Origin of the sequence: Arthrobacter alkaliphilus (genome assembly GCF_021483235.1) — a bacterium.
GTDB classification, from domain to species: domain Bacteria; phylum Actinomycetota; class Actinomycetes; order Actinomycetales; family Micrococcaceae; genus Arthrobacter; species Arthrobacter alkaliphilus.
This window is the reverse complement of sequence record NZ_JAKEEC010000045.1, coordinates 1-11,753: the sequence shown is the minus strand read 5'-3', so window position 1 is coordinate 11,753 and position 11,753 is coordinate 1. Positions and strand designations below refer to the sequence as shown.

Annotated in this window: 9 protein-coding genes; 6 read left to right on the top strand and 3 right to left on the bottom strand. The window is 63.4% G+C overall.

Annotated elements, in window-relative coordinates:
• A partial coding sequence (locus tag L0B83_RS19350; RefSeq protein ID WP_234760203.1) for a carboxypeptidase-like regulatory domain-containing protein occupies positions 1–1,626 on the bottom strand: 1,626 nt, incomplete at its 3' end.
• Positions 1,627–2,277: 651 nt separating this feature from the next.
• On the opposite strand from L0B83_RS19350, the gene L0B83_RS19345 reads away from it, so the two are divergent.
• Genes L0B83_RS19345 through L0B83_RS19335 form a run of 3 tightly spaced genes read left to right on the top strand, consistent with a single transcriptional unit; the run spans position 2,278 to position 5,573 of the window.
• Complete coding sequence (locus L0B83_RS19345) at positions 2,278–4,119, top strand: glycosyltransferase family 2 protein (protein ID WP_234760202.1); 1,842 nt, start codon at positions 2,278–2,280, stop codon at positions 4,117–4,119.
• An 8-nt stretch (positions 4,120–4,127) separates the two neighbouring features.
• A complete protein-coding gene (locus tag L0B83_RS19340) occupies positions 4,128–4,646 on the top strand; it encodes an ATP-binding protein (RefSeq protein ID WP_234760201.1) in 519 nt (172 codons plus the stop codon).
• 27 nt (positions 4,647–4,673) lie between these two features.
• Positions 4,674–5,573 (top strand): aminoglycoside phosphotransferase family protein, encoded by a 900-nt coding sequence (locus L0B83_RS19335; protein ID WP_234760200.1) that lies wholly within the window; start codon positions 4,674–4,676, stop codon positions 5,571–5,573.
• 20 nt (positions 5,574–5,593) lie between these two features.
• On the opposite strand, the gene L0B83_RS19330 is transcribed toward L0B83_RS19335, so the two are convergent.
• Complete coding sequence (locus L0B83_RS19330; protein ID WP_234760199.1) at positions 5,594–7,180, bottom strand: multicopper oxidase family protein; 1,587 nt, start codon at positions 7,178–7,180, stop codon at positions 5,594–5,596.
• Positions 7,181–7,408: 228 nt separating this feature from the next.
• On the opposite strand from L0B83_RS19330, the gene L0B83_RS19325 reads away from it, so the two are divergent.
• The 3 genes from L0B83_RS19325 (at position 7,409) to L0B83_RS19315 (ending at position 11,142) form a co-directional block, all read left to right on the top strand.
• Positions 7,409–8,425 (top strand): isopenicillin N synthase family dioxygenase, encoded by a 1,017-nt coding sequence (locus tag L0B83_RS19325; RefSeq protein ID WP_234760198.1) that lies wholly within the window; start codon positions 7,409–7,411, stop codon positions 8,423–8,425.
• A 189-nt stretch (positions 8,426–8,614) separates the two neighbouring features.
• Positions 8,615–9,367 (top strand): alpha/beta fold hydrolase, encoded by a 753-nt coding sequence (locus L0B83_RS19320; protein WP_234760197.1) that lies wholly within the window; start codon positions 8,615–8,617, stop codon positions 9,365–9,367.
• A complete protein-coding gene (locus tag L0B83_RS19315) occupies positions 9,364–11,142 on the top strand; it encodes a GGDEF and EAL domain-containing protein (RefSeq protein WP_234760196.1) in 1,779 nt (592 codons plus the stop codon). The genes L0B83_RS19320 and L0B83_RS19315 overlap by 4 nt, the downstream gene beginning before the upstream one ends.
• A 9-nt stretch (positions 11,143–11,151) precedes the next feature.
• Here the strand turns inward: L0B83_RS19315 and L0B83_RS19310 are convergent, their stop codons facing one another.
• A complete protein-coding gene (locus tag L0B83_RS19310; protein WP_234760195.1) occupies positions 11,152–11,409 on the bottom strand; it encodes a hypothetical protein in 258 nt (85 codons plus the stop codon).
• Between the last annotated feature and the right edge of the window lie 344 nt (positions 11,410–11,753).

The following is an 11,753-nucleotide window of genomic DNA, read 5'->3' as shown; positions in this document are numbered from 1 at the left end:
GGACGGAGTGATCGGCGTCGAACCACCCGGAATGCCGGCAGGGGCAGCCGGTGCGTAGGACAGGGTGCCGACATTGATCGTGGAACCGACTGTTGCGGCGATTGTGGTCGCCTTTGACGAGTCGGCCGTGCTACCCGAATACAACACACCAACCGCCGGAACGTTCCCGTCAGCATTCACTTCCAATTTGTACGACGCCGTCGTGAGACCTGCGATGTTGAAAAGCCCGTTCGCATCGGTGGTCGTGGAACGAGTCACCAGGGATCCGTCGGGTGCGGACGCGTCGACTTGAACTCCCTTCAACGGTGCGCCGTTTTGGTCCAGGACCTGACCAATGAACACGCCGCCCTGGACGAGTTGGGCATCGGCCAAGGTGGTCGTCTGGCCTGCCGTGACGGGGACTGTCGTTCCGGAGGCCAGCCCGGCGGATTCGTGAAGACCTTGGTAGAACTGGGCCTCGTCGGCGGAGTAGCCGCTCGAGCGGTTGAAGGCGACCCGGTAGGACCCCGCGCCGAGCCCACTGGCAGAGTAAGGGCTGCCGGCGGGAGAACCCGTTGCTGCCACTTTGTAACCGTTGGCATCCCACACGTCGACAGTTGTGTAAACGGTGTTGCCGTTGTTGGCGAGGGACGCGGAAGAAGGGACGATCTTACCCGAGACTGTCCCGCCTAGGGCCATTGATGCGTTGATACCGGGGACGGTTTGTCCTGCGTTTACTGTTACCTTTGTGGCGTTGCCGGGGCTCGTGGCGCCGCCGGACCATTGCGTTGCGAAATAGATGGGGTTTGTGTAATTCGGGGACACGTATCCGCTCCCGTAGAACTGAAGAATGTGATCGCCAGGCCAGAGCGGACCGATGGTGTAGGTGCCGTCGGGTGCCGTTGAAGATGACACTTCGTCGATCCCGCCGCTGTTGAACTGGTCCAGCGTTCCGGCATAGAGTGCGGAGACGCCCGTGTAGGTGTAGCCCCAGCTAACGCCTTGAGGCGGGGTGACGGTGCCGCTGATGTAAGCGCCGACCGGCAAAGTGACGTCGTTGAGCTGAGCGGTCTGCCCAGCCACCACCGTGACCTTCTGGGCTGTTGCTTTGGAGGGGGCACCGGGGTAGTACGTGGTCGGCACGTTGCCGGTGGCGTTGAAACTTACCTGTGTCTGCCCCGGAATCAGGCCGATGAGTTGGAAAGTGCCGTCGGCCTTGAGTTTGGTGGTTCGGTACTCGCGGGGGCTGATGGCATTCGCAGGGATCAGGCTCGGATCGACCCCCGCCGGAACGATTGCCCTCCCGGTGAGGATCGCCCCGAGGACCAGGTTCGCGTTGGCTGTCGTGGCTTGGCCATCAGTTAGGGAACCGCTCTGCCTCTGGGGCTGCACGTTCACGGCGTTGTTCCCGTTGAAGTACACGTTGTAGGTGCCTGCAGGCAGGGAACCAAACGAATAGGACCCGTTTGCCGCCGGGCTGGTCGATGGAGAAGTGCAGTATGTCCGCGTAGTGTCGCAAGCCGAGAGCCTGACCATAACTTTGGTCACGTCCTGGCCAGCCGGGACGGTGACGGTTCCGCTGATCGAGGCGGTGGTTGCCGCTGTTGCCGGGATGGCTGCGACGGGGCTGAACAGAGCGGCGATCAAGGTCGCAAGGATGGCTAATACTAGGGCGCGTGGCCGTGGGAAACTCACTGTTTGGGGACCTCCGTTGTTATGGGTGCGAATCCAATGGAAGGTCCAGCTTTTTTATTTGTGTCCCCCCATGGGGCAGATTCTATCCATTGAATGGATATTGGAACCGTTTGCACAGAAATGTGTCGATCGGTCCCGTTCCAGACCACCGCTGAGTGTTTCCTCGACGTTTGCCTGATCCCACGCTGAGGCCCGGTACGCTCATCCCATGGGAATTCGAACGCTGTCCGTGGGTCACATAGTTAAGGACACAACAGTCCACGAGGCGGATATTGAAGCTTTCCGCGTCCGGTGAGGCTGAGTAATCCCGACCAGGCCCGGGACCTTCTTGTCGGCGATTTCGCTCCTGATGCCCGCCCCCAATTAGTCCCCTCGGTGGCACCTGGGATCGACGAGTCCAGCCGTGAGCGGCCGAGGCGCAGTGTTCCGCAGTACTCTGACGCTCGCCGGACGGACCGAGTCATGACACCGCGGGGTAGTAGCGGGCCGGGGCGCCGGCGGCGTCTCGATGCGAGGAGTTTGGCCCGGGAAGGCGTAGCCGGCTGGGCTGCTCATCTCGGGTCGCCGGAAGCTGAACAGCCGCACCGGCGTCGGATGGCCCATGTGGGTGGCGTCACGTCCGCGGCCGCGCTTCTGGTGTACATAGTCTGGCGGATCGCCTACACAATGCCCTCGACGGGACCCGATGTGTTCGCGGCATGGGCCCTGGTTGTGTTCGAAGGACTTCCTTTGGGTGCCGCTGTGGTCAATGTGGTGACACTGTGGAATATCGACAGCCGCGCGCCTGACCCGCTGCCCAGATGGCAACAGGACCTGTCGGTGGCCGTCCTCATTCCGACCTACAATGAACCCGCCGAAGTGCTGGTGCCGACGGTGGCGGCTGCCTGCGCGCTTGAACCGGCTCATCAGACCTGGGTCCTTGACGACGGGGACCGGGAATGGGTCCGGGAGATGTGCGAGGCTTACGGGGCGCGGTATGTCAGGCGCGACCTCCATGATCATGCGAAAGCGGGGAACCTGAACCACGCCCTGGGGCTGATGGCGGACGAGGAAGCCGGCGGTGCGCCCGGCATCGACATCATTGCCGTCCTGGACTGCGACCACGTTCCGCTCCCGGCGTTCCTGACCGCGACCTTGGGATGGTTCGCGGACAAGGACATCGCCTTGGTCCAGGGCCTGCAGGCTTTCTACAATTCAGGGGCTTTCGACGACGACGGGATCACCGGCGAGCAGGGACTCTTTTTCAACGTGCAGCTCCGAGCCCGGAACACCCCCGAGGCCGGGCCGTTCTGGTGTGGGTCCACGTCGCTGCTCCGCCGGCACGCCCTGCAAGAGATCGGAGGCATTGCCACCGAAACCATCACCGAAGACATGCATACCACCCTCAAACTCATCCGCAGGGGATGGAAAACCGTGTACCACCACCAGACCCTGGCCCTGGGGCTGGCGCCGGCCACACCGGAACAGTATCTGCTCCAACGCCGCCGATGGGGACTGGGCTGCATGCAGATCCTCACCCGCGAACGGCTCTGGGCAGCGAAGCGGTGGCTCTCCTGGCGCAATTACCATGAGTACCTCAACGGCACTGTGTGGTGGCTTGAAGGCGTGGGCACCGTCGTCGCATTCCTGGTACCGATGGTTCTGCTGTTCTCCGGGGCGAGCACGACGACAGCCGACCCCGTGACCTTCTCCGCCGTCTTCACACTGACTTTCCTGACACGTCTGTGGGGAGCGAAACGATTGATGCGCAAGCAAGTCCATTGGCCAACAGCTTTCGCTCTGCGCATCTTCCGCATTCCCGTCGGGCTGGCATGCCTGTGGTGGCTTATGACGCGCCGGAGTCTCAATTTCGAGGTCACACCCAAAGGTGGTGCCGGCTCACGGGCCAAAGGCGCCACGCCCCGGATCCTGACAGTGTTGACGGTCGTCAACCTGGCTGCCATTGGCTACGCGGCGGCCGGGGCGATGGGCTTTACACCGTCCCGCGCCGGAACAGCTTCCATCCTTGCCGCGGGCGGGTGGCTATTTCTTGCAGCCGTTTTCCTTATCTTGGGAATGCGAAGGATCCGGGCCGAAGCGTTCGCGACCTCCCGACGCAACGCCCACCGCTTCCCGGTCACCGCTGCAATCGAAATCAACGGGGAAAAAGGGACGCTGCTGGACCTCTCAGTCGGGGGTGCGTCCATCCGGACGGCGGGCGGGCACCTCGGCGACGCAAAGACCGCACTGCTGAGTCTGCCTGGCTCCGCGCCGGTGGCACTCGACGTCGTTCGGGTCCAAGCCGCCGGCAACGATCAGCAGACCGCCTCGCTGCGGGTCCCGGAGGGTGATTGGCACGCCTACCGGATCCTGTCCCTCTGGCTGTTCCACACGCCCGACGGCGTTCTGCCGGGCCTCCCGGCCGGCGCACCCGCAGCCGCAACCACCAAGGCGGGTGCTCGATAAAATCGACCATGGGCAAGAAGAACTATCTGGTCGAAGGTGTCTCCGGTAGCGGAAAGACCTCCGTCTGCAACGAACTTCGGCGCCGCGGGTACCACGCCGTCAACGGGGATCGAGAGCTCGCCTATCAAGGTGACCCGGCAACTGGCGTGGCGGTCGACGGCGTGACGGGGCTCGCGGTGCACGCCCACCACATCTGGCGGGTGGATCTGGTCAAGGCCATCGTGGCCGACGACAGCGAACCGGTGACGTTCTTCTGCGGCGGCTCCAGAAACTTCGAGAGCTTTCTGGAGCTGTTCGATGAGGTGTTCGTGCTGACAATCGACGCTCCCACGCTCCGGCGGCGACTTGAGGAACGTCCCGGCGACGAGTGGGGAGGGCAGGGGAGGAACGACGAGCGGGCGCTGGTCGAACGTCTACACGCCACTGGTGCGGACACGCCTGCGGGTACGGCCATCGATGCCACCGCACCCGTGGCTGCAGTCGTCGACGAGATCCTTCAACGCGTCAGCCCAGACCGCCTGTGTTAGTTTCGAGCAGGCTCATGGTGCGTGACCATGCATGAGGGTCAGCTGAGACTGGACCGGGCTGAAGCTGTGCGGTTGGTGCAGGAGCTGTTTCCTTCGGTCTCGGAAAAGGAAGTGACCGCGGTGGCGAGTGCCGGAACGGTCAATTACCTGTACAGGATAGGAACGGCTTGCGCCGCCAGGTTCCCGATGCAAGGGGGCGACGCTGACGAAGTTCGCGCATTGCTACATGCCGAGCAGCTCGCAATGCGTGAGTTCGCCGCAGTGAGCACTGTTCCGTCCCCGTTGCCCGTTGCGATAGGTGAGCCAAGTGCCGGTTATCCGCTGCCTTGGTCTGTCCAGACGTGGATCGAGGGCAAAATTGCGACCCCGGACTCGGTCGCGTCGTCGACGTCGTTCGCTCTTGAGCTCGCCGCGCTCATCGCGGGCCTTCGCCAGGCAGACACTCAAGGTCGCTCATTCTCGGGCGAGGGCCGCGGAGGAGAACTGGGCGCGCACGATGCGTGGGTTGCGCATTGCCTCCGACAGAGCGAAGGACTCCTGCCGGTGGAGCGGCTCCGCCGGGCTTGGTCATCACTTAGGTCGTTGCCTCGTGATGGTGACGACGTGATGTCCCACAAGGATCTCATCCCTGGAAACGTGATCGTCGGGTCCGGCCGCCTCACAGGCATCCTCGACACGGGTGGCTTTGGCCCCGCAGACCCTGCGCTCGATCTCGTTGCCGCGTGGCACATGCTTGACTCCAGCAGACGGGACACCCTCCGTAACAGGCTCGCGATCGGGGACCTCGAATGGAGGCGGGGCGCCGCTTGGGCCTTTGAACAAGCGATAGGGCTCGTCTGGTACTACGAGAGCTCCAACCCCGCCATGAGCGCACTCGGGCGGAGCACACTCGCTCGCTTGCTCGCGGATCCGATATTGGGGCTCTAGGCGGGACGCAGCCCGGAGGGCTACGGGACGACCTGGATGTAGCCCATCATGCCGTGGTCCTCGTGGGCGGCGATGTGGCAGTGGAACATCCAGCGGCCCGGGTAGTCGGTAAAGGCCTGGCGGATGACCACTTGGCCGGGGACTCCGTTGACGGCGTGGGGGACCGTGATGGTGTCCTGGCGGTGTGCGGCGGCGGGGGCTGTTCCGTTGACGCTGAGGACTTGGAAGGCGTTGGTGTGCATGTGGAACGGGTGGTCTTCCCCGGCGGTGTTCTGAATGGTCCATTCTTCGACGGTGCCTAGCTTCGCGGCGGTGTCGAAGGTGGGGTGGTCCATGGAGAACTGGCGTCCGTTGACGTAGAAGGACGTGCCGCTGGAGTCTTCGGACAGGACAACGGTTCGGCGCTGGGCGACGGGGCCGGCGGCGAGGTCGCCGGGGGCACCTCCCAGAGCGGTTCCGGCCGCGAGCTGCGGGCCGGTCGCCGTCGAGGGTGTGCCGGCGATGGCGACCTTCATGAGTTCGGCGTCCGGGTATTGATCGCCCTGGGGGCCGTTGCTGTAGGCGAGCGTGCGCAGCGCGGTGGTGCCGGCCGTAGGCGCGGCGGTGACGAGGACGTCGTAGCGTTTGCCCGGTGGAAGGAGCAGCTCGGACGCGTCGGTTGCGGCCGGGTATTCGTTGCCGTCCTCGGCCAGGACCGTGAAGCGGTAGCCGTCGAGCTGGAGGCGGTAGAAGATGTCCGCGCCGACGTTGGCGAGGCGCCACAGCTGGGTCTCGCCCGGGCGCATGGACAGGGTTGGGCGGAGCTGACCGTCGACGAGCCGGACGGTGTCGGCGTTCGAATCAATCGAGGTCTTGGCGGTGCTCTGAACGATCTTCCCACTCGTGTCGATCTGGGCGTCCCTGAGCTCGATCGTGTGCTCGGGGACGTCCCTGAGCCCGGCAGGGAGGGAGGTCCGGCTGTCTCCGACCACCAGCGCACCGGAGAGGCCGGCGAAGATCTGGTTCTCGACGTCGCCGGGCATGGAGGACGCCGATGGCATGGAGTGGCTGTGGCCGCTGTTCGTCACGCCGGTCGCGGGGCAGCTGGTCTCCATGGCGTGGCTGTGGTACCAGAACGTGCCTTGCTGGTGGTCCGCGGGGAGGCGGAGCCGGTACGTGTAGGACGCCCCGGGCGGGATGCAGACGAACGGGTTGTCGGAGCTGCCCTCGGGCGACGTGTGCAGGCCGTGGAAATGAAGATTGGTTGCGACGTGGAGCCTGTTGTGGAGCGTGATCGAGGCTCCGCGTCCGGGCTGGAGGCGGAGGGTCGGGGCGAGGAGCGCGCCGTTGTATGCCTGGCCCCAGACCTCCTTCCCTGAGACGGTGAAGCGGACTTTGTCGGCGTCGAGGTTGATGTCCGTCCCGTCGGGGCCGGCATCGGCGACGGCGGGCTCAGCCAGCGGGGCGCCGGGGGTCATCCCCTGCTCCTGCTGGGCTGTGCTCGGGGCGCTCTGGGGGATCGCGACGGCGGCGATGGCCCCTGCGGCGATCAGGGCACCCGCCGTTAGCGCGGCCAGGGTGATTCGGACGCGGCGGCGCAGGGCGCGGGGAGAGTCGGAAGGGCGCATGGGCGTGCTCCAAGAAAGGCATGAACGGGGTGCGAGTGATGAGGTTAGGCTAACCATACCCAAAGGACTTGCGCAAACCGGAGTGCGCCCCCCATGCAGTGCTGGAGGGCTCCCCGGGCGGGTGGCGTCTTATTTCGCAACACTCGCTACCCGGCGGCGGCCTATGCTCCGTAACATTGGAGCAGATATCGTCTCGAAGTTGTCAAGTGAAGCAAAAAGGACTATAAAGTGCCGCTCGAAACGCTGCCAATACTGGATTTTTCCCGCTTGAATGCCGGGGCGGAGGAAGCGGCGCAATTCCGGGAGGATCTGCGCCGTGCCATGCACGAGGTTGGTTTCATTTACCTCTCTGGCCATGGCATCCCCCAGGAACTCACTGACTCGCTGCTCGATGTGTCCCGCAGGTTTTTTGCGCTTCCCGAGGAACAGAAGCTGGCGGTCGAAAACGTGCACAGCCCGCAGTTCCGCGGGTACACGCGTGTTGGCGGTGAACTGACCGCGGGTGCGATTGACTGGCGGGAACAGCTGGACTTCGCCGTCGAGAGGGAGGCCCGGGACCCACGCGCCGACGGCGCGGACTACTGGCGCCTCGAGGGTCCAAACCAGTGGCCGCAACAACTGCCGGAAATGCAGGACATCGTGACGCAGTGGATGGAGCAATTGAGCGAAATTTCACTGGCCCTCCTTCGCTCCCTCGCTCTGTCACTCGGGGCGCCTGAGGAAAGCTTTGACGAGGCATTCGCCACAAAGGCGTTTCCGGTCCTGAAGATCGTCCGGTACCCGGGCGAGTCCGATCCCGAACCCAAGCAAGGCGTCGGTGCACATCGCGACGGCGGCGTGTTGACGCTGCTGTTGGTCGAGCCCGGAAAAGGCGGCCTGCAGGTAGAACACGACGGGCAGTGGATCGACGCACCCCAGGTCCCCGGAACTTTTGTGGTCAATATCGGCGAGATGCTTGAGCTGGCCACCAACGGCTACCTGAAAGCGACCCTGCACCGGGTCATCTCCCCGCTGCGTGGAACCGACAGGATTTCCATCCCGTTCTTCTATAACCCCTCACTTGACGCACGGATGCCGCAAATAGCCCTCAAGCCGGAGTTTCAGGATGCTGCCCGTGGCCTCTCCGTCGATCCCACCAACAGCCCTATCCTCGACACATACGGCGACAATGCCCTTCGATACCGGCTCCGCGCGCATCCCAACGTCGCCGCCGCACACTACGCCGACTTGCTCGAACAAAACTGAGCGCAGAATCCGTTCCGCGGCCCGGCCTCCGGAGTCATTGGCAATTTCACTGACCGCCGATAGTATCTGGGCAATCGATTCGATTTATGTCCGGGTGGTGAGCAGGCAATAGAGACAACACCAGCGGGCGTTTCGACAGTGATCCGTCGGAACAACGTCACTGTGGCAGGACGGCCTGACGGTCCGGTGATGTTGTTTGCGCATGGTTTTGGCTGCGACCAGGATGTGTGGCGGCCGTTGCTCCCGTATTTCGCCCAGGACTACAAGCTGGTCCTGTTCGACCATGTGGGAGCCGGGAACTCCGACGTTGACGCATACAACCGTGAGAAATATGGCTCCTTGGACGGCTACGCTGCCGACCTTCTGGAGATATGTGATGCTCTTGGGCTGGAGAACGTGACGGTTATGGCGCATAGCGTCAGTGCCATGATCGCTGTGATCGCGGCCGGACAGGACCCAGGCCCGTTCTCGGATTTGATCATGATCGCCCCCTCGCCACGGTATACAGACGATCCTGCCGAGGGTTACGTGGGCGGTTTTTCGCGTGAAGATATTGAGGGGCTGCTGGCTTCCCTGGATAGTAACTACTTTGTTTGGGCGGCGAGCCTGGCTCCGATGGTGATGGGCAATCCACAGGATCCGGGGCTTTCAGACTCGCTCCGGGACAGTTTCTGTAGGACCAACCCGTCCGTCGCCCAGCACTTTGCCAGGGTCACCTTCTTCTCCGACACTCGGCAGGAACTTAAAAGGGTGCGCACCAGGAGCCTGATCCTGCAGTGCACTGATGATCTGCTCGCGCCTCCCGAGGTTGGAAAGTACCTGAACGACAACCTGACGCGAAGTACTCTGGTTCATTTGCAGGCGACTGGCCATTGTCCCCACATCAGTTCGCCCGCGGACACCGCCGCCGCGATTCGGCGCCACCTCGACGACCGCACGTGACATCTAGTGCCGGGCCCGGCCTGCCCGACTTCCAGGCGTGGTTCCAGCAGGCACCGTGCGGATATTTGATCGCGGACGACGCCGGTCGCATCGAGGCCGTCAACGACACCTTCCTGAGCTGGTCCGGTTACAGCCGCCCGGATCTGCGGGGCCTGCGGGTTCAGGACCTCATGCCTGTGGGGGACCAGATCCTCTACTCCACCCACTGCATTCCCCAACTGAACATTGCCGGGGCCGTTTCCGAACTGGCGGTGGAAATCATCGGTGCCGATCGGAAGCGAAGAGCGGCATTGCTGTCAGCTGCACGGTTTCCGGCTTCGGGGGAGCAACGCGGAAGCGTGGGCATCATCATTTTCAGTGCGCATGAACGCCGCCTCTATGAAAAGGAGCTGGTATCCGCACTCCGGGCCGCGGAGGTATCCGAGTCCCGCCGGGCCAGCGCTGAGAAGGAACTCCACCGGTTGGCCCTCCATGACCGGCTCACGGGGTTGCTGAACAGGGCCGGACTTGAGGCAAAGCTGGACCAACTCCTCGCAGCCCACGACGGACGCGGGCGCTCTCTGGCTGCGCTTTATATCGACCTCGACCACTTCAAAGCCGTTAACGACAGCCTGGGCCACGCCGCAGGGGACGAACTGTTGGTTGCGGTTGCGGGACGCATCAAATCAGCCGCCCTCGGGACAAGTACTATTGCCCGGCTTTCCGGGGACGAATTCATTGTTGTGGACTCTTTCCAAAGCACTCAGGCGGCGACAGCCCAAGCTGCCGGGCTGCTGGAGACCCTCAGGACGCCCGTACTCCTTGGGGGCCTCGAGGTGGTTATCTCGGCCAGTATCGGCGTGGCCGTGGTCGCCGAGGAGGCCGAAACCATCGAAGAACTGGTCCGACGCGCCGACATTGCGCTGTACAGGGCGAAAGCATCGGGCGGCAACCAATGGGAGCTGCACCGGCCCACCGAAGCCGATCCGACGGCGGACCGGCTCCGCACCGTCGGTGAACTTCGAAACGGAATCAGTGACGGAGCTTTGCGCGTGTATTACCAGCCGCGCGTTCACCTGCGTTCAGGGGCGGTGGACGGGGTGGAATCATTGGTCAGATGGCAGCACCCCACCCGTGGGCTCCTTGCGCCGTCGGAATTCATTGGCATAGCTGAGGATTCCGGCCTGGTGCGTCCCTTGGGAGCGTGGGTGCTGGACGAGACACTGAGGCAGGCCGAGCGATGGCGGAAACAGGATCCCGCCACCGGGGAGCTGCAATATGCCGTGAACCTGTCGGCACGGCAGCTCAACGACCCGGAGTTGGTCCGCATGGTTGAAAGGGCGCTCCAAGCGAGGCAAATGGACCCCGCGCGATTGCTCCTGGAAATTACCGAAACAGCCCTGATGACCGACCCCGAGGCGGCGCTTTCATCCCTCACGGACTTGAAGGACCTCGGGGTAGGCCTGGCAGTTGACGACTTCGGGACCGGTTATTCGAGCCTCACTTATTTGAAGAAATTTCCCGTCGATGAGTTGAAAATCGATCGGTCATTTATCGCGGGCCTGGGGTTGGAGGCCGGAGACGCGGCTATCGTGGCGAGCTGCATTGATCTTGCCCATGCGGTGGGAATCCGTGCCGTAGCAGAGGGTGTGGAAACCCCCGAACAGGCCGAGGCGCTCATTGCCATGGGCTGTGACCTAGCCCAAGGGTATTACTACGCCCAACCGCTCCCGGCCCCGCTTTTGAAGGCGTGGTTGGACGCCAACAGTAAGGACGGTCTGGTTGCAGAACCGTAGGCCTTGTGGTCAGGGCAGGACGGGGTAGGTGCTGAGTATGTAATCCGTCGCGGCGGGGCCGGTCATCCAGAAGCCCGAGTCCGAAGAGCGGATTCGATGCTGTTTCATGGCGGCGCGGAAGTCGGTTTCGGACGCTGGGACGTTATCGTGAAGACGGCACCAGCTCAGGTATAGGCCGAAGAGCTGCTCCTGCCCGAGGCGGCGCGTCGGGTCAAGATTAGGGATGGTGGCTTCGTCGAGGAAACGGCCAAAGTTGGAAACGGCCATGATGACTCTTTCAGTAAGGTTGTTGCGGCCGCCGGCCCGTGTGTCCGGGGTTGCGGTCCGGTCCGGCACGGGGGCGTGCTAGCCGGTATCGTTCGTGCCGGAGATGCGGCACTGGCCATGTGGTGCAGGAAACCGCTAATCGGCATTCCACAAAGGCTGTGCAAGTGATCTCCGACGCACTACACTGTAGACATCAGACGTAGAATTTTTGTCCTGACTACACTGTAGACCTACGGTCGATGGAACGCAAGGGGCTTTAGAGGAAGACCTCCCCGTATGGCCCGCCATTGGAACGCAGGAGACGATGATGGAACCTGCAGGCGCAACCGGGCAAGACGGCGCCG